Source organism: Streptomyces panaciradicis (assembly GCF_023516615.1).
GTDB lineage: Bacteria > Actinomycetota > Actinomycetes > Streptomycetales > Streptomycetaceae > Streptomyces > Streptomyces panaciradicis.
The window spans coordinates 12,934-34,799 of sequence record NZ_JAMGBF010000118.1; the positions used below are offsets into that span (position 1 = coordinate 12,934).

The window sequence follows — 21,866 nt, forward strand, 5'->3', positions numbered from 1 at the left end:
GGGCGCTCCTGCCGTATTTCGCCTGACGGCCGGAGGGGGCCGTTTTGCCGGGGGAGGCGGGCGGTTAGTCTCCGGTGTCGGGCCGTTGATCATTCGGCTGCTGGAGGGGCGGGGCGTCGCCGTCACCGTCCACGACCATGGGGAGGGCGGAACGTGAGTCGCGAGAACGACGTGCTCGTGCTGGGTGGGGCCGGGGTCGACACCATCGTGTACGTGCCGGAGCTGCCGTTGCCGTACGCGGACAGCTACCCGATCGAGCAAGGCATCCGCACCCGCGCCGGACAGACCGGCGACTTCGTCGCGCTCGGGCTGGCCGCCCTCGGCCTGCGCGTGCACCATCTCGACCTGCTCGGCGACGACCCCGAGGGCGACCTGGTCCGCGCCCTGCACCGGGACCACGGCATCCCGCTCACCGCGATCCCGCACCCCGCCGGGACGAAGCGCGCCGTCAACCTCGTCGGCCCCGACGGCCGCCGGCTGTCCCTGTACGACTCCAGCCGCACCCGCGGCACGGACCGCCTCCCGGAGGACGTGGTCCGCGAGCTGGCCGCGGCGAGCCGGCACGCGCACGTGTCCATCACGCAGCCGTGCGCCGAGGCCCTGCCCGCGCTGCGCGAGAGCGGCGTGACCCTCTCCACCGACCTGCACGACTGGGACGGCGAGAACCCCTACCACCAGGCGTTCGCCGACGCCGCCGACATCGTCTTCGTCTCCGCCGCCGCCCTCACCGACCCGGAGCGGACGATGCGCGCCGTCACCGAGCGCGGCCGCGCCGAGGTGGTCGTGGCGATGGCCGGGGCGAAGGGCGCCTTCCTGCTCGCCGACGACGAGCTGACCCACGTGCCGCCCGTGGCGCCGCCCTCGCCGGTGGTCGATTCCAACGGCGCGGGCGACGCCTTCGTCTCCGCGTTCCTGCACGGCTGGCTCAACCGTGAGACGCCCCGGCGCTGCGCGCTGTACGGCGCCGTCGCGGGCGCCCACGCCTGCACGGTCCCCTCGACCCGGGCGGAGCCGATCGGCCGGGAGGAGCTGCTCGCCAGGGCGGCCGAGCTGTAGGAGGCGGGGTGTGGCTCAGTGCACGTCGTTCGTCGCGGCGATCCTCTTCCACGACTTCGGCCGCGCGACCGCACCCGCCTTCCCGGTGATCGCCGCCGTCCTCGCGGCGGGCGCCGCAGGCTTCACCGGCTGGAACAGCCAGGTGTCGAACAGCGCCGCCAACGACTTGCCGGAGACCCGCTCGGCGTACGCCCGGAAGTCGGCGACCGAGGCGTTGCCGTACGCGTGCTCCTGCGGCCAGCCCTTGAGAATGGCGAAGAACGCATCGTCACCGACCTCGTTGCGCAGCGCCTGGATGGCCAGCGCCCCCCGGTCGTAGACGGCGATGTCGAACTGGTCGTCCGGCCCGGGGTCGCCCGGCTTCACCGTCCAGAACGCGTCGTCGGCCGGATGCGAGGCGTACACGTAGTCGGCGAGCTCCTGCGTCGTGCCCTCGCCCTCGTGCTCGGACCACAGCCACTGCGCGTACCGCGCGAAGCCCTCGTTGATCCAGATGTCCTTCCAGCCCTTGAGCGACACGCTGTCGCCGTACCACTGGTGGGCCAGCTCGTGCACGACCACGGACGTGTTGGAGCCGTTCGCGAACTGCTTCGGGCTGTAGTACACGCGGGTCTGCGTCTCCAGCGCGTACCCGGTGGTCGTGTTGGGCACGTAGCCGCCGGCCGAGGCGAACGGGTACGGCCCGAAGTAGCCGCTGAGCCAGTCCACGAGTTCACCGGTGCGCTCCACGCTCGCCCGCGCGGCCCCGTCGTTGTCGCCGAGGTCCTTGCTGTAGGCGTTGACGACGGGCACGCCGCCCTCCGACGTGCCGGTGGTGATGTCGAACTTCCCGACGGCCAGCGTGGTCAGATAGGTCGCCTGCGGCTTGTTCTCCCGCCAGTTGTACCGCGTCCAGCCCAGCTTCGAACTCGTCGACTGAAGCGTGCCGTTGGAGAGCGCCTGGGTGCCGTCGGGCACGGCCACCGACACGTCGTAGGTCGCCTTGTCCAGCGGGTGGTCGTTGCTCGGGTACCACCACCAGGCCGCCTCGGGCTCGTCGGCCGCGACCGCCCCGTCCGGGGTGCGGTGCCAGGTGCTGAAGCCGTACGCGCTCTTCGTGGACGGCACCCCGCTGTAGCGGACGACCACGGTGACGGACGTGCCCTTGGGCAGCGGGGTCTTCGGCGTGACCACCAGTTCGTGCTGGCCGGAGGTCGTGAAGGCGGCCGCCGCGCCGTTGACCCGCACCTCGCTGACGTCCAGCAGGAAGTCGAGGTCGAAGCTCGACAGGTCCTGTGTGGTCCTCGCCAGGATGGTCGCCGTGCCCTCCAACTCGTCGGTCGCGGGCTGGTACTTCAGACGCAGGTCGTAGTGGGAGACGTCGTAGCCGCCGTTGCCGTAGTCCGGGTAGTAGGGGTCGCCGATACCCGGGGCGCCGGGGGAGAGGCTCGCCGCCGATGCCGGGATCGCCAGCAGCAGGGAGGCCGCGGCGAGTGCGCCCGGCGCCAGGATTCTGGGGTGCACCAAGACTCCAAGTCGTAGGGGGACGAAGTCTGTTCGAAGCCTATTCAGTCCCTGTGGCTCCGGGTGTGTCCACCGCCTCCCCTGTCACACCATCGCCATTCGGCCTTCATGAACCGACCGGACCGTAGGACCGCACACGCCACCTCCGCCTCCGACGCGCCTTCTTTTGCACGGCAGTTGACCGATGTAGCGTCCCGCGCATGCCGACACGCACGCGCTTCACGACCTGGAGACCGCTCGCGACGGTGATCGTCGCCGTCCTCATGGCCGCCTTCCTCACCCCGGCGGTGGCCCACGGCGCCCCGCGCGAGAGCAGGCCCGTCTACTCGTACACCAGCGCCATCCGCGAGGCCGTGTGGGTGGACACCGGACTCGACGGCGACGGGAAGACCGACCGGGTCGCCGCCGACATCGTCCGCCCCCGCGAACCCGCCCGGCAGCACCGCAAGATCCCCGTCATCATGGACGCCAGCCCCTACTACTCCTGCTGCGGCCGCGGCAACGAGAGCCAGAAGAAGACGTACGACACCGCCGGCCACGTCGTGCAGATGCCGCTGTTCTACGACAACTACTTCGTCCCGCGCGGCTACGCCTTCGTCGGCGTCGACCTCGCCGGCACCAACCGCTCCGACGGCTGCGTGGACGTCGGCGGCCGCTCCGACATCCGGTCCGCCAAAGCCGTGATCGACTGGCTGAACGGCCGTGGCAAGGCGTACACCACCCGGACCGGGAACACACGCGCCGAGGCGGACTGGACCAACGGCAGAACCGGCATGATCGGCAAGAGCTGGGACGCCACCATCGCCAACGGCGTCGCCGCCACCGGCGTCAAGGGCCTGAGGACGATCGTCCCGATCAGCGGCATCTCCTCCTGGTACGACTACTACTTCCAGCAGGGCGCGGACCTCTACGACTCCGGCCCGGACTGGCTCAGCGACTACGTCGACAGCCCCGACGCCCGCGCCAGGTGCGCCGCCGTGCAGCGGAGAATCGCCGACGGCGCCCCGCGCACCGGCGACTGGACCCCCTTCTGGACCGAGCGCGACTACGTCAAGGACGCCGCCAAGGTGCGGGCCAGCGTCTTCCTGGTCCACGGCATGCAGGACCTCAACGTCCGCACCAAGCACCTCGGCCAGTGGTGGGACGCCCTCGCCCGGCACGGGGTGGAGCGGAAGATCTGGCTCTCCCAGACCGGTCACGTCGACCCCTTCGACTACCGGCGCGGCGCCTGGGTCGACACCCTGCACCGCTGGTTCGACCACGAACTCCTCGGCTACGACAACGGCGTCGACCGCGAGCCCATGGCCGACATCGAGCGCCACCCCGACCAGTGGGTCACCTCCAAGGTCTGGCCGCCCCGGGGCACGGCCGCCACCACCCTGCGCCCGGCCGGCGGGGCCCAGGCCGGCGTCGGCACCCTCGGCCTCACCCCCGCCTCCGGCACCGAGACCTTCACCGACGACCCGAGCCACAGCGAGACCGACTGGGCCGCGCGGATCGACACGCCGACGTCCGACAAGGCCGGCTTCGTCACCCGGCCCCTCAGCCACGACCTGCGCCTGTCCGGCTCCTCCAAGGTGACGGTCACCGCGACCCCGACCACCGCGACGGCCCACCTCTCCGCCGTCCTCGTCGACCTCGGCCCCGACACCATCCGTGACTACGCCGACGCGGGCGAGGGCATCACCACCCTCACCGACCGCAGCTGCTGGGGCGCGAGCACCCCGGGGGACAGCGCCTGCTTCAAGAACACCGCGGCGAAGACGGCCCACGTCGATTACACGGTGTTCAGCCGCGGCTGGGCCGACCTCGGCACCTACGCCTCACCCGGCAAGGGCGTCCCGCTCACCCCGGGCAAGGCGTACACCATCACCGTCGACCTCGCGGCCACCGACCACGTCGTCCCGGCCGGCCACCGCCTCGCGCTGATCGTCGCGGGCACCGACAAGGACCTCGTCGACCCGCCCGCCGACGAGCCGACGCTCACCCTGGACCTCTCCCGCACCTCGGCCCGCGTCCCGCTCCTCGGCGGCGCCCCGGCCTTCGCGCGGGCGACCTCCGGCACGGCGCCCACGCTCGCTCCGGTCACCCGCCCGACCGGCGTGGGCGACCCGAGAGGGGCACTGCGCGTCCCCGGAGACGCCCGAGTCGGCTGATCCGGCGAGCGGCGGCTCAGGCGGCCGGGCCCACCAGCCCGGCCGCCTCCTCCGCACAGCCCCACGCGACCGTCACACCGCCTCCGCCGTGCCCGTAGTTGTGCACCAGCACCCGCCCGTCCGGCAGCGGTTCCCGCTCCAGCCGCACCGCGTCCCGGGCCGGCCGCAGACCCACCCGGTGCCCCAGCACCCGCGCGCCCGCGATCTCCGGCCGCAGCGCCGCACACCGCCGTACGATCGCCTCGGCCACCGCCGGATCCGGCTCGGTGGACCACACGTCCTCCTCGTCGGTGCCGCCCAGCACCAGCCGCCCCGGCTGCGGGAAGAAGTACGCCATCTCCCCGTCGGCGCCGGTGGAGACGAGCCAGGTACGGATCCCCGGGTTCTCCACCAGGACCAACTGACCGCGCACGGGACGTACCGCGGCGTCCGACACCAGCTGCCGCGCCCCCAGCCCGGTGCAGTTGACCACGACGGGCGCGTCCGCCTCCGCGAGGCCGCCCACCGCGCGCTCCTCGACCACGCCGCCCGCCCGCACCAACCGCTTCAGCAGGTACGGCAGATGGGCCGCCATGTCGACCAGCGGCAGCCGCGCCCACAGCCCCCAGCCCGCGTACTCCTCGGCCGTCGACGCCCTGAGGTCCGGCAGCCGGGCGGCCGCCCACGCCACGTCCTCGTCCAAGGCGGTCTCGCCCATTACGCCTTCGACCATCCGTACGCCGGTCACCTCCGGGCGCGACGCGAGCTCCTCGTACACGTCCAGCGACCGCAGCGCCCACGCGCGCGCCGCCGCCGCGGGCCGGATGCGGTACGGCCACCACAGGGCGCCCGCGACCACCGAGGTGGTCCGCTCCACCGGATCCCGCGTCCACACCCGCACCCGGAGCCCCCGCTCGGCGAGGACGACGGCGGTCGAGAGCCCGATGACCCCGCCGCCGACCACCACGACATCGTTGTTCGCTGCACTCTCCACGCCCGGACCGTAGCGGAATGTCCCATGCCGTGCGCAGACCGCCCCCACTGCGGGAATACTCGACGCATGCCTGCCGAGTACGCGACCTTCGGCCTGGCACCGGCGATGCGCGCCGGTGAACTCCTCGCCAACGGCGACCACCAGGTGCACCGGGACTTCGTGGACTTCCTCGTCGACGGACGCCCGCTGCTGTTCCAGCTCTCCGACCTCGACGCCGTCTCCCCGCTCGCCTCCGACATCCCGCCCGCGATCTTCACCGAGCACGTCCGCGGCCTGCTCCTGGAGACGGACGCCCCGCTGCCCGACGGCCGGCACGTCATCTACGGCTGCCCCGAGTGCGCCGACCTCGCGTGCGGCGCGGTCACCGCGGTCATCGACCGGGACGGCGGGGACTTCGTCTGGCGGGACTTCGCCTGGCAGACCGACGAACACGCCGACCTGGAGCTCAACGGCTACCACGGCATAGGGCCGTTCCGGTTCCGCGGCACCGAGTACCGCGCCGCGCTGGCCGCCCTCCTCGACGGCGGGACCCCGTCCGCGCGGCGCCGCGTCCTGCTCATCGGAGCCCGAGTCGCCCTGCTCGCCAAGCTCGCCGCCGCCCTGCGCACCATCGGCATCGGCGCCGACATCGCCCACGACGCGCACGGCGTGCCCGCCGAGGAGCTGCGGGCCTACGGCGCCGTCGCCTTCGGCCGCGCGGTCACCGCGGAGGAACGCGCCGCCGTACGCCGATCCTTCGACCGGGCCGGCATCGAGGTCGCGTACGTCGAGGGGCTCGCCCCGATCGTGCCCCTGCTGGTCGCCCAGATCGAACACGCCCTGGACCGCAGCCCCGCCGAGCAGCGCCGCCTCACCCGGCTGGTGGCGGCCGACGGCGAGGCGGGCGTCGAGGTCACCTCGCCGTGCCGGGTGCGGCTGACCGCGTACCGCCTCGACCGCCTGTACCGCACCCACACCCACGAGGTCTTCGACGGCCTCCTCGAACCGGGCCGCCACCGCATCGCCCTGGACGCCAAGGCACGCAAGGGCGAGTCCTACGTCGTGGCCCGCACGGCCGGGAGCGTGCTGGTGGAGGCGATGCCGCGCTGACGGCCACGGGGGGTACGGCCGCTAGGATCGACGACCTGATGACTGCCACTCTCGTCGCCAAGAACCTCGCCGCCGGACACGGCGACCGCGCCCTCTTCTCCGGCCTGGACCTCGTCGTCGCGCCCGGCGACGTGATCGGACTCGTCGGCGCCAACGGCGCGGGCAAGTCCACCCTGCTGAGGATGCTCGCCGGGCTCCTCGCCCCGGAGGAGGGCGAGCTCAGGCTCTCCCCGCCGTCGGCGACCGTCGGCCACCTCCCGCAGGAGCCGGAGCGCCGCCCCGGCGAGACGGTCCGTGAATTCCTCGCCCGCCGCACCGGCGTCGCCGAGGCCCAGCGGGCCATGGACGAGGCCACCCAGGCGCTGGTCGACGGCGCGCCCGGCGCCGACGACGCCTACGCGACGAGTCTGGAGCGCTGGCTCGACCTCGGCGGCGCGGACCTGGACGAGCGGGCCGAGGAGATCACCGACTCCCTGGGCCTGGCCGTCGACCTCGACCAGCCGATGACGTCCCTGTCCGGTGGCCAGGCGGCCCGGGCGGGCCTCGCCTCCCTGCTGCTGTCCCGCTACGACGTCTTCCTCCTCGACGAGCCGACCAACGACCTCGACCTGGACGGCTTGGAGCGCCTCGAACGCTTCGTCGGCGGTCTGCGCGCCGGCACCGTCGTCGTCAGTCACGACCGCGAGTTCCTCACCCGCACCGTCACCAAGGTCCTCGAACTCGACCTCGCCCAGCAGCAGATCACCCTCTACGGCGGCGGCTACGCGGCCTACCTGGAGGAACGCGAGGTTGCCCGCCGGCACGCCCGTGAGGACTACGAGGAGTACGCCGACAAGCGCGCCGGCCTCCAGGACCGGGCCCAGATGCAGCGCTCCTGGATGGACAAGGGCGTCAAGAACGCCCGCCGCAAGGCGGCGAACGACAACGACAAGATCGGCCGCAAGTTCCGCAGCGAGGCCAGCGAGAAGCAGGCCGCCAAGGCCCGGCAGACCCAGCGCATGATCGAACGCCTGGAGGTCGTCGAGGAACCCCGCAAGGAGTGGGAACTGCGCATGGAGATCGCGTCGGCCCCCCGCTCGGGCGCCGTCGTGGCCACCCTGCGCGAGGCCGAGGTGCGGCGCGGCGGCTTCACCCTCGGCCCGGTCTCGCTGCAGATCGACTGGGCGGACCGGGTCGCGGTGACCGGCGCCAACGGCGCGGGCAAGTCGACCCTGCTCGCCGCCCTGCTCGGCCGCGTCCCCCTGGACGCGGGCGCGGCCGCCCTCGGCTCCGGCGTCCTGGTCGGCGAGGTCGACCAGGCCCGCAAGCTGTTCCACGGCACCGAGGCCCTGCTGGACGCGTTCTGTGCCGCCGTCCCCGACACCGAGCCGGGCGAAGTCCGCACCCTGCTGGCCAAGTTCGGCCTGAAGTCGGACCACGTGCTGCGCCCGGCGGCGACCCTGTCACCCGGCGAACGCACCCGCGCCGCCCTGGCACTGCTGCAGGGCCGCGGCGTCAACCTGCTGGTCCTGGACGAGCCCACCAACCACCTCGACCTGCCGGCCATCGAGCAACTGGAGTCCGCCCTCGACGCCTACGAGGGCACCCTCCTCCTCGTCACCCACGACCGCCGCATGCTGGACGCGGTCCACGTCACCCGCCGGCTGGAGGTCGCCGACGGCAAGGTGACCGAACGCTGACCCGCCCGCGGGGCCGGACGCGGGGCCGGAGCCGTCCGGCCCGCGTCCGCCGCGGTCAGCGCTTCTTCTGGTCCAGCAGCCCGGCCCGCCGCAGGGCGTCCGCCATCGCGCCGTTGGCCGGGGGAGCGGCCTGGCGCCCGCCGCCGCCCTGACGTCCGCCACCGCCCTGGCGCTGCTGCTGTTGCCGCTGCTGAGGCGGGCGTCCGCCGCGCTGCCGGCGCTCGCCCCCGCCGCCCTGCTGCCCCTGCGGGGCCGCCTCGTCGTCGAGCCGCAGCGTCAGCGAGATCCGCTTGCGCGGGATGTCGACGTCCAGCACCTTCACCTTGACGATGTCGCCGGGCTTCACCACGTCCCGCGGGTCCTTGACGAACGTCTTCGACATCGCCGAGACGTGCACCAGGCCGTCCTGGTGCACACCGACGTCCACGAACGCCCCGAAGGCGGCCACGTTGGTGACCACGCCCTCCAGGACCATCCCGGAGGCGAGGTCGGAGATCTTCTCCACGCCCTCCTTGAAGGTGGCCGTCTTGAACGCCGGGCGGGGGTCGCGTCCGGGCTTCTCCAGCTCCTTGAGGATGTCGGTGACGGTCGGCAGTCCGAACGTCTCGTCCACGAAGTCGTCCGGCCGCAGGGAGCGCAGCACGCCCGTGTTGCCGATGAGGGACGCGACCTCCTGACCGGACGTCTTCACCATGCGCCGTACGACCGGGTAGGCCTCCGGGTGCACGCTGGAGGCGTCCAGCGGGTCCTGGCCGCCGCGGATGCGCAGGAAGCCCGCGCACTGCTCGTACGCCTTGGGACCGAGCCGGGCGACCTTCTTCAGCTCGGTACGGGACGTGAACGGGCCGTTGGAGTCGCGGTGCGCCACGATGTTCTCGGCGAGGCCGGAGGTGATGCCGGAGACCCGCGCGAGCAGCGGCGCCGAGGCCGTGTTGACGTCGACACCCACGCCGTTCACGCAGTCCTCCACCACCGCGTCCAGCGAACGCGACAGCTTCACCTCGGACAGGTCGTGCTGGTACTGGCCGACACCGATCGACTTGGGGTCGATCTTCACCAGCTCGGCGAGCGGGTCCTGCAGCCGGCGCGCGATCGACACCGCGCCGCGCAGCGACACGTCCATGTCGGGCAGTTCCTGCGAGGCGAACGCGGACGCCGAGTACACCGAGGCGCCGGCCTCGGAGACCATCACCTTGGTGAGCTTCAACTCCGGGTGCTTGGTGATGAGTTCACCGGCGAGCTTGTCGGTCTCGCGGGACGCCGTGCCGTTGCCGATCGCGATCAGCTCGACCGCGTGCTCCTCGGCCAGCCGGGCCAGCTTGGCGATCGCCTCGTCCCACCTGTTGGCCGGCACGTGCGGGTGGATGACATCCGTCGCCACCACCTTGCCGGTCGCGTCGACCACGGCGACCTTGACGCCCGTGCGGAACCCGGGGTCCAGGCCCAGCGTGGCGCGCGTGCCGGCGGGGGCGGCGAGCAGCAGGTCGCGCAGGTTGGCGGCGAACACCTGGACGGCGTCGTCCTCGGCGGCCGTCCGCAGCCGCAGCCTCAGATCGATGCCGAGGTGGACGAGGATGCGGGTGCGCCAGGCCCAGCGGACCGTGTCCGTCAGCCACTTGTCGCCGGGCCGGCCCCGCTCGGCGATGCCGAACCGGGACGCGACGATCGCCTCGTACGACGAGGGCCCGTCGGTCGGCTCCTCCGGCTCCAGGACGAGGTCGAGGACCTCCTCCTTCTCGCCGCGCAGCATCGCCAGGACGCGGTGCGAGGGCAGCTCGGTGAACGCCTCGGTGAAGTCGAAGTAGTCGGCGAACTTGGCGCCCGCCTCCTCCTTGCCCTCGCGCACCTTCGCGGCGAGCCGCCCGCGCACCCACATGCGCTCGCGCAGCTCGCCGATGAGGTCGGCGTCCTCCGCGAACCGCTCGGTGAGGATCGCCCGGGCGCCGTCGAGGGCGGCCTGCGGGTCCGCGACCCCCTTGTCGGCGTCGACGAACGCGGCCGCCGCGGCGAGGGGCTCGACCGTCGGGTCGCCCAACAGCCCCTCGGCCAGCGGCTCCAGGCCCGCCTCGCGCGCGATCTGCGCCTTGGTGCGCCGCTTCGGCTTGAACGGCAGGTAGATGTCCTCCAGGCGGGCCTTGGTCTCCGCGCCCCGGATCCGCGCCTGCAGCTCCTCGGTGAGCTTGCCCTGCTCGCGCACCGAGTCGAGGATCGCGGTCCGCCGCTCCTCCAGCTCCCGCAGGTAGCGCAGCCGCTCCTCGAGCGTGCGCAGCTGCGCGTCGTCGAGCATCTCGGTCGCTTCCTTGCGGTAGCGGGCGATGAAGGGCACCGTCGAACCGCCGTCGAGCAGCTCCACGGCAGCCCTGACCTGCCGCTCCCGTACGCCGAGCTCCTCGGCGATCCTGCCTTCGATGGACCCTGCTGCCAGAGACCCGGGTGTGGTCACGATCCCGTACCGCCTTCTCACTGAGGTTGCGCGGCAATTGTGGCAGGTGACACCGACACCCGGGGATCAAGGGCGGCTTCGGCGGGCCGGGACGTGCAGGGGTCAGGCCCGGTGACCGCGCGCGGAGCCGGAGGCTCCGCCGAAGAGCCGGGCCAGGGCCCGGAAGGGCAGGGTCACGACGGTGGCGACCGCGCCACCGATCTGGCGCAGGACGTCGGCTATCGCACGGAACACGGAACTTCCCCTTTCCTCTCCCGGCCGCGGTGACCGGGAACCTCCTGGTACCCCGACGTGCGCGTCTTCCACCTCGGCAGGGCAGGAAAGGTGGGGTGCCCGTCATTGCGGCCATCGCGCGGGCTCCCGACGATGGGGACATGCGAACCGTGCTGGCCGTCCTCTTCGACGGCGTGCAGAGCCTCGACGTCTCGGGCCCGGTGGAGGTCTTCAACGGCGCCGAGCGGCACCGCCCGGGCACCTACCGGATCCGCACCGTGACCGCGGACGGCGGGCCCGTACGCACCTCCAGCGGCCTGACCCTGGTGCCCGACCACTCCTTCGCCGACGCGCCGGCCGCGCACACCCTGCTGGTGCCGGGCGGCGAGGGCACCCGGCGGCCCGACCCGGGCCTGGTGGACTGGCTGCGCGAGCAGGGCCCGCGGGCCGTGCGGCTGGTCTCCGTGTGCAGCGGGGCGCTGCTGCTCGCCGAGGCGGGCCTGCTGGACGGGCGCCGGGTCACCAGCCACTGGTCGGTGTGCGCCCGGCTCGCCCGCGACCACCCGTCCGTGGAGGTCGACCCGGACCCCATCTTCGTCCGCGACGGCAACCTCGCCACCTCGGCCGGCGTGACCTCCGGCATCGACCTCGCGCTCGCGCTCGTCGAGGAGGACACCGGCCGGGACGTCGCCCTCTCCGTCGCCCGCCACCTGGTGGTCTTCCTGCGCCGGCCGGGAAACCAGGCCCAGTTCAGCGCCCAGCTCACCGCGCAGACGGCCCGGCGCGAGCCGCTGCGCGAGGTGCAGCTGGGGGCACCTCCCACGCCTTTAGGGCAGTGGGGGAGGATCAGTGAACACCCGGGAGCCGACCTGTCGGTGGAGGCGCTGGCCGCCCGCGCCCGCCTCTCGCCCCGCCACTTCGCCCGCGCCTTCCACGCCGAGACCGGCACGACGCCCGGCCGCTACGTCGACCGCGTCCGCCTCGAACACGCCCGGCGCCTGCTGGAGGACACCGCCGGGGGCGTCGAGGAGATCTCCCGCGCCTGCGGCTACGGCACCCCGGAGGCGATGCGCCGCGCCTTCGTGCGCACCCTCGGCACCGCGCCCGCCGAGTACCGGCGCAGATTCCGCCCCACGCCCGTCCACTGAACCGACCGAACCCAGGGGGAACCATGCAGATCGCGATCGTCCTCTTCGACGGCTTCACCGCCCTCGACGCCGTGGGGCCGTACGAGACCCTCGGCCGGCTGCCGGACTCCGAGACCGTGTTCGTCGCCGAACGCACCGGCCCGGTCCGCACCGACAACGCTCTCCTGGCGCTCACCGCCGACCGCACCCTGGCCGAGGTGCCGCGCCCCGACGTCGTGGTCGTGCCCGGCGGCCCCGGCCAGACCGGGCAGATGGACAACGAGGCGCTGCTCGACTGGATCCGCGCCGCCGACGCCACGAGCGCCTGGACGACGTCGGTGTGCACCGGCTCCCTGCTGCTCGCCGCGGCGGGCCTGCTCCGGGGCCGCCGGGCCACCTCGCACTGGCTGGCCCTGGAGGAGCTGAAGCGCTTCGGCGCCGAGCCGACGGGGGAGCGGGTCGTGACCGACGGCAAGTACGTCACCGCCGCCGGGGTGTCCTCCGGCATCGACATGGGGCTCGCCCTGGTGGGCCGGATCGCCGGCGACTTCGTGGCCCAGGCCGTGCAGCTGGGCATCGAGTACGACCCGCAACCGCCCTACGACGCCGGGGCCCCGCAGAAGGCGCCCGCGGACGTCGTGGAGCTGCTGCGCTCGCGCAGCCGGTTCATCCTCGGCCGGGAAGAGCCCACGTGAACCGGGGCGGGCGGCGCTCCAGGAAGGCGGCGACGCCCTCGGCGGTGTCCTCGCCGGCGCGCATCTGCTCCGTCCAGTGGGCGTCCCGGTCGGTGCGGCCGTCGGCGAACTCCTTGGCGGCGGCCTGGGTGAGCTGGGAGCGCGAGGCCAGGATCCGGGTGAACTCCGCGACGCGCTTGGCGAGTTCGCCCTCGGGCAGCACCTCGTCCACCAGGCCGGTGCGCAGCGCCCGCCCGGCGTCGATCAACTCGCCGGAGAACAGCAGGTACTTGGCGGCGGCCGGCCCCACCAGCGACACCAGGCGGCGGGTGGAGGAGGCCGGGTAGACGATGCCGAGCTTCGCCGGCGTCACCCCGAACAGCGCGCCCTCCTCGGCGAAGCGCAGATCGCAGGCCGCCGCCAGCTGCGACCCGCCGCCCACGCAGTGCCCCCGGATCGCGGCCAGCGTCGGCTTGGGAAAGGCGGCCAGCGCCTCCTCGGCCCGCACCGCGAGCCCCTGCGCCTCCTCCGGTGATCCGCGCAGGGTGGAGATGTCGGCGCCGGCGCAGAAGGTCCCGCCCTCTCCGGTCAGCACGAGCGCGCGGACGCCCGGATCGGCGGCGAGGCCGTCGAGCAGCGGCGGCAGGGCCGCCCACATCGCGGCCGTCATGGCGTTGCGCTTGGCCGGATGGTGGATGACGACGGTGGCGACCGCGTCGGTCACGCCGTGCAGCAGCTGGGGCTCCATGGGCCGGATGCTAACCGCCGTGTCCGACCGGAACGATCGCGGGTGAACCCGTATCGCGCAAAAAGGGGTCGCAAGTGCTCGATACTCGCTGACTTCTGTTCAGTCCTCCGGGCGGCGGCGGGTCGTTACCAACACTCGACGTGTGGTGACAATCGAGCGCAAGGGTGGCGACCGGACGATGGACAACCACGGGCGCGGGTCAGGCTCGCGCCCAGCGGACGAGGGGCAGGAGCCCCTCGATCCCGGGCCGCCGGATCCACTGCCGTACGAAGGCGTCTGGCGGTTCACCGCCCCCGCCGTCGACGCCTCGGTCCCGCAGGCGCGGCACGCCGTACGGGACCTGCTGCGTCGCCAGGGCGTGCCCGTCTCCGAGGACCTGGTGCACGGTCTGCTGCTGATCGTCTCGGAGCTGGCCACCAACGCGGTCAAGCACGCGGCGCTGCTGTCGCCGACGCTCGCCGTGGAGGTCGCCGTCGGCGCAGAGTGGGTGCGGGTGTCCGTGGAGGACAACCACCCCTACCGCCCCACCGCCCTGGAGGCCGACCACGGGGGCGAGGGCGGCCGGGGGCTGCTTCTCGTCGCCGAGGTCACCCGGGAGGCGGGCGGGGTGTGCGACGTGGCGCACACGGCGAGCGGCGGCAAGGTGATCTGGGCCGCCCTGCCGCTCACACCGGTGCGGGTGCCGTGACGGTCACCAGCCGGCCGACGGGCCCGTCAGCTCCCGGACCGCCGGACGGGCGGCGTCCAGCACGGTCATGAACCAGGCCGAGAAGGTGTCCTTCTCGTGCCGCTCGGCGAGCTCCGCGGGGGTCACGAAGGCGGTCGCGCCGACCTCCTCCGGGTCCGGCCGCAGGGGCGACTGCACCATGCCGACGAAGAGGTGGTTGTACTCCTGCTCCACCAGGCCCGAGTCCGGGTCCGGGTGGTTGTAGCGGACCGTGCCCGCCTCCGCGAGCAGCGACGGCGAGACCCCCAGCTCCTCGAAGGTGCGCCGGGCCGCCGCCGCGAAGGGCGCCTCGCCGGGGTAGGGGTGGCCGCAGCAGGTGTTGGACCACACGCCGGGGGAGTGGTACTTGCCCAGGGCCCGCTGCTGGAGCAGCAGCCGGCCGCGCTCGTCGAAGAGGAAGACGGAGAAGGCACGGTGCAGCCGGCCCGGCGGCTGGTGGGCGGCGAGCTTCTCCGCGGTGCCGATCGTGACGCCGTCCTCGTCGACCAGTTCCAGCAGAATCGCGTCTGAGGTGCCGTTCGACGGACTGTGCGTCGCGGTGGCAGGTGTGATCGGCATACCCATCCTTCGCATCGGTCTTCGCGCCCCAAGTGTGCCGCACGAAACCGGCACTCCCGGCACTTCGCGGCGCGACCGCATGTCCCGCGCGCGGCGCGGGCCACGGCCGTACACCGGTCGGACGCCGGAAAGGGGCCCGGTGGTTGATCGTGCCCGGCGCGGTCGGCGGGGAACCGCCCGGGCGGGCTGTGGACTCAAGGACGCGGGCGCGCGCCGGATCGCTGCGTTCCGCCGACGGGGCGTCCCACCCGCCTCAATGGCACAGCTTCGCCTCGTGCTCGGCGTGCCCGCTCGGCTCCAGCTGGAAGGTGCAGTGCTCCACGTCGAAGTGGTCGCCGAGGCACTCCTGGAGCTCGTGCAGCATCTTCTCGTGGCCGATCGCGCTGAGCACGTCCGAGCGCACGACCACGTGCGCCGACAGCACGGGCATGCCCGAGGTGATGGTCCAGGCGTGCAGGTCGTGGACGTCCTCGACCCCGTCCAGGGCGAGGATGTGCGAGCGCACCTCGGTCATGTCGACGTCCTTGGGCGCCGACTCCAGCAGCACGTCCAGGGTCTCGCGCAGCAGCTTGAGGGTGCGCGGCACGATCATCAGGCCGATGACGAGGGACGCGATGGGGTCGGCGGCCTGCCAGCCCGTGGCGAGGATCACCAGCGCGGCGACGATCACCGCGAGCGAGCCCAGCGCGTCCGCCGCGACCTCCAGGAAGGCGCCGCGCACGTTCAGGCTCTCCGCCTGGCCGCGCACCAGCAGCGTGAGCGAGATCATGTTCGCGACCAGGCCGATCGTGCCGAACAGGACGGTCAGGCCGCCCGCGGTGTCGGCCGGGGTGACGAACCGCTGGATCGCCTCGTACAGGACGTAGCCCCCGACACCGAGCAGCAGCAGGCAGTTGGCCAGCGCGGCGAGGATCTCGGCGCGGGCGTAGCCGAAGGTGCGGTTGCCGGTCGCCGGGCGGTTGGCGAAGTGGATGGCGAGCAGTGACATGCCGAGGCCGAGTGCGTCGGTCGCCATGTGCGCGGCGTCCGCGATCAGCGCGAGGGAGTCCGCCAGCACCCCGCCGACGATCTCCAGCACCATCACGAAGAGCGTGATCGACAGCGCCACCCGCAGCCGTCCGCGGTAGGCCGCCGCCGCGGTGCCGGTGGGCGGCGCGTGCGTGTGCCCGTGCCCGTGATCGTGCCCAGCCCCCATGTCGGCCGCCCTCCTGATGTCCGCCCGGGATCACAGTGAACTACGGGGCGGGGGTATCCGGCAACGCGGCACTGAACACCGTTGTCATGTGCCCTGACCTGCGGAAACAAAGCGCAGGTCAGGGCAGTCCAAGATCACTTGGAGTGGTGGTGCCGCCAGCCCTGCCAGGCCGACTCGACCATCTCGCGCACCCCGCGCCGGGCCGTCCAGCCGAGCTCCTCGGCGGCCCGCGCGGCGGAGGCGACGGCGCGTGGCGCGTCGCCCGGCCGGCGCCCCTCGACGACCGGCGCGCGGCGGTCGCCGGTCACCTCGCCGATGACCGTGATCAGTTCGCGTACGGAGACGCCCTCGCCCCGGCCGATGTTGACCGTCAGATCGCCGCCCGCGCGGGTGTCCAGAGCCCGCGCCGCCGCGAGATGGGCCTCGGCCAGGTCGGCGACATGGATGTAGTCGCGCACACAGGTGCCGTCCGGCGTCGGATAGTCGTCGCCGAAGACCCGCGGCGCCTCGCCCCGGGTGAGCCGGTCGAAGACCATCGGGACGATGTTGAACACACCCGTGTCGGCCAGTTCGGGCGCGCCCGCCCCCGCCACGTTGAAGTAGCGCAGGCACACCGTCGTCATGCCGTGCGCCCGGCCGGCCGCCCGGACCAGCCACTCGTCGGCGAGCTTGGTCTCGCCGTAGGGGTTCACCGGCAGGCACGGCGTGGCCTCCGTGATGAGGTCCACGTCCGGGTTGCCGTACACGGCGGCCGACGAGGAGAACACGAACCGGCCGATCCCGGCCCCGGCCGCCGCCTCCAGCAGGGTCGCGAGACCGCCGACGTTCTCCCGGTAGTAACGGGTGGGCTGTGCCACCGACTCGGCGACCTGCTTGCGCGCGGCGAGATGGACGACGCCCGTCACGTCGTACTCGGCGAACACCCGCTTCAGCAGCTGCCCGTCGTACGCCGAACCCTCGACGAGCGGCACGGCGGCCGGCAGCCGCTCGGCGAACCCGGCCGAGAGGTCGTCCAGCGCGACGACCCCGTACCCGGAGTCGGCCATGAGCCGTGCCACATGGGCCCCGATGTATCCCGCTCCGCCTGTGATCAGCCATGTCATGGTCGTCCACCCTATGCCGGTGCAGGCCGGCCGTCCCCAATGTTCCGGGATGTCTGATCTGCCCCGCGCGGTTTGTGGGCGGCCCCGCGCATCACCCATGATGATCGCGGCAAAGGCCGGTGGAGACGGCGTTGATCGGCCCGTGAACGGGCGGTGAACGGCGCTCTCCGGGCATCCGATAGCCTCTGCCGACATGCCGCCCGCCTGGTGCAGCCAAGGGGCGCCCCCACCGTGCACATGACCGGCGCCCGCGCGTCGGCACCCAGGGAGTGAGTTCGGTTGTCGACCGCCATCCTCACCGGTCAGCCGGTCCCCGGATCGTCGATCGAGGGCGATCTGCGGTCCCTCGGCTTCGACGTACGGACAGCCTCCGACGCCGCCGACGCCGAGACCCTGCTCGCCCAGGTGCCCGGCGGCGAGCGGGTCGCCGTCGTCGACCCCCGCTTCGTCGGCCACCTGCACGCGCTGCGCCTCGGCCTCACCGACCCGCGCTTCGACCTCGCCGCGATCCCGGGTGCGGTCACCGCGCAGCCGGCCGGCCGCCAGGCGCTGACCCGCGCGATGGCCCGCGAGAACTCCGCGGGCGGCGGAACCGCACTCGCTGTCGACAGCCTCGCCGACCGCGTCGTCGCCGCCCTGGACGCGGACGGCGCGAGCGTGCACCACCCCGAACTCGGCAGCCTGGTCGCCGCCGTCCCCGCCGACCCGCAGGCCCGCAACGAGGCACGGCAGGCCGTCGCGGACGTCGACGACGAGGCCGTACGCCTGAAGTCCGCCGTGAAGGCCCGCGACGGCTTCTTCACCACGTTCTTCATCAGCCCCTACTCCCGCTACATCGCCCGCTGGTGCGCCCGCCGCGGACTGACCCCCAACCAGGTCACCACCGCCTCCCTGCTCACCGCGCTGATCGCGGCGGCCTGCGCGGCCACCGGCACCCGCGCCGGCTTCGTCGCCGCCGGCGTCCTGCTGATCGCGTCCTTCGTACTGGACTGCACCGACGGCCAGTTGGCCCGCTACTCGCTGCAGTACTCCACGCTGGGCGCCTGGCTGGACGCCACCTTCGACCGGGCCAAGGAGTACGCGTACTACGCGGGGCTGGCGTTGGGCGCGGCCCGCGGCGGCGACGACGTGTGGGCGCTGGCCCTCGGCGCGATGATCCTGCAGACCTGCCGGCACGTCGTCGACTTCTCCTTCAACGAGGCCAACCACGACGCGACCGCCAACACCAGCCCCACCGCGGCCCTTTCGGACAAGCTGGACAGTGTGGGCTGGACGGTGTGGGTACGGCGGATGATCGTGCTGCCCATCGGTGAGCGCTGGGCGATGATCGCCGTCCTCACGGCCGTCACCACGCCCCGGATCACCTTCTACGTCCTGCTCGTCGGCTGCGCGTTCGCGGCGACGTACACGACGGCGGGCCGCGTCCTGCGCTCGCTGACCCGCAAGGCCCGGCGCACCGACCGGGCCGCCGGGGCGCTGGCGGACCTCGCGGACAACGGACCGCTCGCCTCCCTCGTGGCGCGTGCCACACCCGTCCGGCTGGGAAACCCGCTCCTGATCGCTGCGTTCGGCACGGCGGTCCTCGCCGGCTGCCTCTTCTCCGGGGCGGCCTGGGCGCCCGTCGCCGGCGCCGTCGTCTACGCCGCAACCGCCGGTCAGGCCCTGTGCCGCCCCCTCAAGGGCGCCCTCGACTGGCTGGTCCCGCCGCTGTTCCGCGCCGCGGAGTACGGCACCGTCCTGGTCCTCGCGGCCCACGCGGACGTGAACGGGGCGCTGCCGGCGGCTTTCGGCCTGGTGGCGGCCGTCGCCTACCATCACTACGACACGGTGTACCGCATCCGCGGCGACGCCGGAGCGCCCCCGGCCTGGCTGACGCGGGCCATCGGGGGGCACGAAGGACGGACGCTGCTCGTCACCGTCCTGGCCGCGGTGCTCACCGCTTCGCAGTTCAAGGTCGCGCTCACGGTCCTCGCCGTGGCCGTGGCCCTGGTGGTGCTCGTCGAGAGCATCCGCTTCTGGGTGTCCTCCGGGGCCCCCGCCGTACACGATGAAGGAGAACCCGCATGATCGGCCTCGTGCTGGCGGCCGGCGCCGGACGGCGTCTGCGCCCCTACACCGACAGCCTTCCCAAGGCGCTGGTGCCGGTGGGGCCCGCGGGCATAGAGGGCGAACCCACGGTCCTGGACCTGACCCTCGGCAACTTCGCCGAGATCGGTCTGACCGAGGTCGCGGTCATCGTCGGCTACCGCAAGGAGGCCGTGTACGAGCGCAAGGCGGCGCTGGAGGCGAAGTACGGCCTCAAGCTCACCCTCATCGACAACGACAAGGCCGAGGAGTGGAACAACGCCTACTCCCTGTGGTGCGGCCGTGACGCCCTCAAGGACGGCGTGATCCTCGCCAACGGCGACACCGTCCACCCGGTCTCCGTCGAGAAGACGCTGCTCGCCGCGCGCGGCGAGGGCCGTCGCATCATCCTCGCCCTGGACACGGTCAAGCACCTCGCCGACGAGGAGATGAAGGTCGTCGTCGACCCCGCGAAGGGCATGACGAAGATCACCAAGCTGATGGACCCCGCCGAGGCGACCGGCGAGTACATCGGCGTGACGCTCATCGAGGGCGACGCCGCCCCCGAGCTCGCCGACGCCCTCAAGGCGGTCTGGGAGAGCGACCCGCAGCAGTTCTACGAGCACGGGTACCAGGAGCTCGTGAACCGCGGCTTCCGGATCGATGTGGCGCCGATCGGCGACGTCGAGTGGGTCGAGATCGACAACCACGACGATCTCGCCCGCGGACGGGAGATCGCGTGCCAGTACTGACCCGGCTCATCCCCTCGCCGCTCGTCGTGGACATCCGCCCGGGTGCCCTCGACGATCTGGCGTGCGTGCTGGCCGACGAGCGCATCTCCACCTCCGGGCGGCTCGCCGTCGCCGTCAGCAACGGCTCCGGGGCCCGGCTGCGCGAGCGGATCGCCCCCTCGCTGCCCGGCGCGACCTGGTACGAGGTCGGCGGAGGCACCCTCGACGACGCGGTGCGGCTGGCCGGCGACATAAAGGCCGGCCACTACGACGCGGTCGTGGGCCTCGGCGGCGGCAAGATCATCGACTGTGCCAAGTTCGCCGCGGCGCGGGTCGGCCTGCCCCTGGTCGCCGTGCCGACCAACCTCGCGCACGACGGCCTGTGCTCGCCGGTCGCCACCCTCGACAACGACGCGGGCCGCGGCTCCTACGGCGTGCCCAACCCGATCGCGGCCGTCATCGACCTCGACGTCATCCGCGAGGCGCCCGCCCGCTTCGTGCGCGCGGGCATCGGCGACGCGGTCTCCAACATCAACGCGATCGCCGACTGGGAACTGGCGAACCGCGTCAAGGGCGAGAAGATCGACGGTCTCGCCGCGGCGATGGCCCGCCAGGCCGGCGAGGCGGTGCTCCGCCACCCCGGCGGCATTGGGGACAACGGCTTCCTCCAGGTGCTGGCGGAGGCGCTGGTCCTCACCGGCATCGCGATGTCGATCTCCGGCGACTCCCGGCCCGCCTCGGGCTCCTGCCACGAGATCAACCACGCCTTCGACCTGCTCTACCCCAAGCGCGCGGCGAGCCACGGCGAGCAGTGCGGCCTCGGCGCCGCCTTCGCGATGTACCTGCGCGGCGCGCACGAGGAGTCGGCGTACATGGCCGAGGTCCTGCGCCGGCACGGACTGCCGGTGCTGCCGGAGGAGATCGGCTTCACGGTGGACGAGTTCGTCCGGGTCGTGGAGTTCGCTCCGGAGACCCGGCCCGGCCGCTTCACCATCCTGGAACACCTCGACCTGAAAACCGACCAGATCAAGGACACGTACGCCGACTATGTCAAGGCCATCGGTAGCTGAACTCCGTCCGGTCGTCCACCCCGCGGGGGTGAAGGACCGGCGCAGCGGTGAGCACTGGATGGGACGCCTCTACATGCGTGAGGTGTCCCTGCGGGTCGACCGCTACCTGGTGAACACCAGGGTCACGCCCAACCAGCTCACGTACCTGATGACCGTCTTCGGCGTGCTCGCGGCCCCGGCACTGCTCGTGCCGGGGATCACGGGCGCCGTGCTCGGCGTCGTCTGCGTCCAGATGTACCTGCTCCTGGACTGCGTCGACGGCGAGATCGCGCGCTGGAAGAAGCAGTACTCGCTCAACGGCGTCTACCTGGACCGGGTCGGCGCCTACCTCACCGACGCCGCCGTGCTCGTCGGCCTCGGCCTGCGCGCCGCCGACCTGTGGGGCAGCGGCCGTATCGACTGGCTGTGGGCCTTCCTCGGCACCCTGGCCGCGCTCGGCGCCATCCTGATCAAGGCCGAGACGGACCTGGTCGGCGTCGCCCGGCACCAGGCGGGCAAGCCCCCGGTGCAGGAGTCGGCCGCCGAGATGCGCTCCTCCGGCATGGCCCTGGCACGCCGGGCCGCCGCGATGCTGAAGTTCCACCGGCTCATCCTCGGCATCGAGGCGTCCCTGCTGATCCTGGTCCTGGCGGTCGCCGACCAGATGCGCGGCGACCTGTTCTGGACCCGCCTCGGCGTGGCCGTCCTGGCCGGCATCGCCATGCTCCAGACCCTGCTGCACCTCGTGTCCATCCTCGCCTCCAGCAGGCTGAAGTGA

General features: G+C 72.8%; 19 protein-coding genes. 11 read left to right on the plus strand and 8 right to left on the minus strand.

Annotated features, from left to right (window positions below):
- Positions 1 to 153 precede the first annotated feature (153 nt).
- Positions 154 to 1,056: an adenosine kinase gene (locus M8J74_RS32110; protein ID WP_249839809.1), complete on the plus strand. Its 903-nt coding sequence runs from the start codon at positions 154 to 156 to the stop codon at positions 1,054 to 1,056.
- Positions 1,057 to 1,071: 15 nt separating this feature from the next.
- On the opposite strand, the gene M8J74_RS32115 is transcribed toward M8J74_RS32110, so the two are convergent.
- Positions 1,072 to 2,559: a M1 family metallopeptidase gene (locus M8J74_RS32115; RefSeq protein ID WP_249839810.1), complete on the minus strand. Its 1,488-nt coding sequence runs from the start codon at positions 2,557 to 2,559 to the stop codon at positions 1,072 to 1,074.
- Positions 2,560 to 2,759: 200 nt separating this feature from the next.
- Here M8J74_RS32115 and M8J74_RS32120 point away from each other — a divergent pair, with 200 nt between their 5' ends.
- Positions 2,760 to 4,715: a Xaa-Pro dipeptidyl-peptidase gene (locus M8J74_RS32120; RefSeq protein ID WP_249839811.1), complete on the plus strand. Its 1,956-nt coding sequence runs from the start codon at positions 2,760 to 2,762 to the stop codon at positions 4,713 to 4,715.
- A gap of 16 nt (positions 4,716 to 4,731) precedes the next feature.
- On the opposite strand, the gene M8J74_RS32125 is transcribed toward M8J74_RS32120, so the two are convergent.
- Positions 4,732 to 5,688, minus strand: coding sequence for an FAD-dependent oxidoreductase (locus tag M8J74_RS32125; protein WP_249839812.1), 957 nt, complete (start codon positions 5,686 to 5,688; stop codon positions 4,732 to 4,734).
- Positions 5,689 to 5,754: 66 nt separating this feature from the next.
- On the opposite strand from M8J74_RS32125, the gene M8J74_RS32130 reads away from it, so the two are divergent.
- Positions 5,755 to 6,777, plus strand: a complete 1,023-nt coding sequence (locus M8J74_RS32130; protein WP_249839813.1) for an oxidoreductase — start codon at positions 5,755 to 5,757, stop codon at positions 6,775 to 6,777.
- A 38-nt stretch (positions 6,778 to 6,815) separates the two neighbouring features.
- Positions 6,816 to 8,456, plus strand: a complete 1,641-nt coding sequence (locus M8J74_RS32135; protein ID WP_249839814.1) for an ABC-F family ATP-binding cassette domain-containing protein — start codon at positions 6,816 to 6,818, stop codon at positions 8,454 to 8,456.
- Positions 8,457 to 8,511: 55 nt separating this feature from the next.
- Here M8J74_RS32135 and M8J74_RS32140 read toward each other — a convergent pair whose 3' ends face one another.
- Both M8J74_RS32140 and M8J74_RS44630 read right to left on the minus strand, forming a co-directional pair.
- A complete protein-coding gene (locus tag M8J74_RS32140; protein ID WP_249839815.1) occupies positions 8,512 to 10,899 on the minus strand; it encodes a Tex family protein in 2,388 nt (795 codons plus the stop codon).
- Positions 10,900 to 11,001: 102 nt separating this feature from the next.
- A complete protein-coding gene (locus tag M8J74_RS44630; RefSeq protein WP_268257645.1) occupies positions 11,002 to 11,133 on the minus strand; it encodes an LPFR motif small protein in 132 nt (43 codons plus the stop codon).
- Positions 11,134 to 11,273: 140 nt separating this feature from the next.
- Here M8J74_RS44630 and M8J74_RS32145 point away from each other — a divergent pair, with 140 nt between their 5' ends.
- Both M8J74_RS32145 and M8J74_RS32150 read left to right on the plus strand, forming a co-directional pair.
- Entirely contained in the window at positions 11,274 to 12,260 is a 987-nt protein-coding gene (locus tag M8J74_RS32145; protein ID WP_249839816.1) for a GlxA family transcriptional regulator, read from the plus strand.
- Between the two features lie 23 nt (positions 12,261 to 12,283).
- On the plus strand, positions 12,284 to 12,934 hold the full coding sequence (locus M8J74_RS32150) for a DJ-1/PfpI family protein (protein WP_249839817.1): 651 nt from the start codon (positions 12,284 to 12,286) through the stop codon (positions 12,932 to 12,934).
- On the opposite strand, the gene M8J74_RS32155 is transcribed toward M8J74_RS32150, so the two are convergent.
- A complete protein-coding gene (locus tag M8J74_RS32155; RefSeq protein ID WP_249839818.1) occupies positions 12,906 to 13,661 on the minus strand; it encodes an enoyl-CoA hydratase/isomerase family protein in 756 nt (251 codons plus the stop codon). The two genes, M8J74_RS32150 and M8J74_RS32155, sit on opposite strands and share 29 nt — an antisense overlap.
- A 178-nt stretch (positions 13,662 to 13,839) precedes the next feature.
- Here M8J74_RS32155 and M8J74_RS32160 point away from each other — a divergent pair, with 178 nt between their 5' ends.
- Entirely contained in the window at positions 13,840 to 14,349 is a 510-nt protein-coding gene (locus M8J74_RS32160; protein WP_249839836.1) for an ATP-binding protein, read from the plus strand.
- A gap of 3 nt (positions 14,350 to 14,352) precedes the next feature.
- Here M8J74_RS32160 and idi read toward each other — a convergent pair whose 3' ends face one another.
- From idi to galE, 3 genes are all read right to left on the minus strand, one after another.
- Positions 14,353 to 14,946, minus strand: a complete 594-nt coding sequence (gene idi, locus M8J74_RS32165) for an isopentenyl-diphosphate Delta-isomerase (RefSeq protein WP_249839819.1) — start codon at positions 14,944 to 14,946, stop codon at positions 14,353 to 14,355.
- Between the two features lie 253 nt (positions 14,947 to 15,199).
- On the minus strand, positions 15,200 to 16,141 hold the full coding sequence (locus M8J74_RS32170; protein WP_249839820.1) for a cation diffusion facilitator family transporter: 942 nt from the start codon (positions 16,139 to 16,141) through the stop codon (positions 15,200 to 15,202).
- A gap of 134 nt (positions 16,142 to 16,275) precedes the next feature.
- A complete protein-coding gene (gene galE / locus M8J74_RS32175) occupies positions 16,276 to 17,244 on the minus strand; it encodes a UDP-glucose 4-epimerase GalE (RefSeq protein WP_249839821.1) in 969 nt (322 codons plus the stop codon).
- Between the two features lie 279 nt (positions 17,245 to 17,523).
- Between galE and M8J74_RS32180 the strand changes: the two genes are divergently transcribed.
- Genes M8J74_RS32180 through M8J74_RS32195 form a run of 4 tightly spaced genes read left to right on the plus strand, consistent with a single transcriptional unit; the run spans position 17,524 to position 21,866 of the window.
- The gene (locus M8J74_RS32180) at positions 17,524 to 19,311 is read left to right on the plus strand and encodes a DUF5941 domain-containing protein (RefSeq protein WP_249839822.1); all 1,788 of its coding nucleotides are present in this window, start codon (positions 17,524 to 17,526) and stop codon (positions 19,309 to 19,311) included.
- Entirely contained in the window at positions 19,308 to 20,060 is a 753-nt protein-coding gene (locus tag M8J74_RS32185) for a phosphocholine cytidylyltransferase family protein (RefSeq protein WP_249839823.1), read from the plus strand. Before M8J74_RS32180 ends, M8J74_RS32185 begins: the two co-directional genes overlap by 4 nt.
- Positions 20,048 to 21,109, plus strand: a complete 1,062-nt coding sequence (locus M8J74_RS32190) for an iron-containing alcohol dehydrogenase family protein (RefSeq protein ID WP_249839824.1) — start codon at positions 20,048 to 20,050, stop codon at positions 21,107 to 21,109. The genes M8J74_RS32185 and M8J74_RS32190 overlap by 13 nt, the downstream gene beginning before the upstream one ends.
- Complete coding sequence (locus M8J74_RS32195) at positions 21,087 to 21,866, plus strand: CDP-alcohol phosphatidyltransferase family protein (RefSeq protein ID WP_249839825.1); 780 nt, start codon at positions 21,087 to 21,089, stop codon at positions 21,864 to 21,866. Before M8J74_RS32190 ends, M8J74_RS32195 begins: the two co-directional genes overlap by 23 nt.

Coding starts and splice junctions, on each gene's coding strand:
- M8J74_RS32120 (WP_249839811.1), top strand. CDS start 2,760: ATGCCGACACGCACGCGCTTCACGACCTGGAGACCGCTCGCGACGGTG.
- M8J74_RS32130 (WP_249839813.1), top strand. CDS start 5,755: ATGCCTGCCGAGTACGCGACCTTCGGCCTGGCACCGGCGATGCGCGCC.
- M8J74_RS32135 (WP_249839814.1), top strand. CDS start 6,816: ATGACTGCCACTCTCGTCGCCAAGAACCTCGCCGCCGGACACGGCGAC.
- M8J74_RS32145 (WP_249839816.1), top strand. CDS start 11,274: ATGCGAACCGTGCTGGCCGTCCTCTTCGACGGCGTGCAGAGCCTCGAC.
- M8J74_RS32150 (WP_249839817.1), top strand. CDS start 12,284: ATGCAGATCGCGATCGTCCTCTTCGACGGCTTCACCGCCCTCGACGCC.
- M8J74_RS32155 (WP_249839818.1), bottom strand. CDS start 13,661: ATGGAGCCCCAGCTGCTGCACGGCGTGACCGACGCGGTCGCCACCGTC.
- M8J74_RS32160 (WP_249839836.1), top strand. CDS start 13,840: ATGGACAACCACGGGCGCGGGTCAGGCTCGCGCCCAGCGGACGAGGGG.
- idi (WP_249839819.1), bottom strand. CDS start 14,946: ATGCCGATCACACCTGCCACCGCGACGCACAGTCCGTCGAACGGCACC.
- M8J74_RS32170 (WP_249839820.1), bottom strand. CDS start 16,141: ATGGGGGCTGGGCACGATCACGGGCACGGGCACACGCACGCGCCGCCC.
- galE (WP_249839821.1), bottom strand. CDS start 17,244: ATGACATGGCTGATCACAGGCGGAGCGGGATACATCGGGGCCCATGTG.
- M8J74_RS32185 (WP_249839823.1), top strand. CDS start 19,308: ATGATCGGCCTCGTGCTGGCGGCCGGCGCCGGACGGCGTCTGCGCCCC.
- M8J74_RS32195 (WP_249839825.1), top strand. CDS start 21,087: ATGTCAAGGCCATCGGTAGCTGAACTCCGTCCGGTCGTCCACCCCGCG.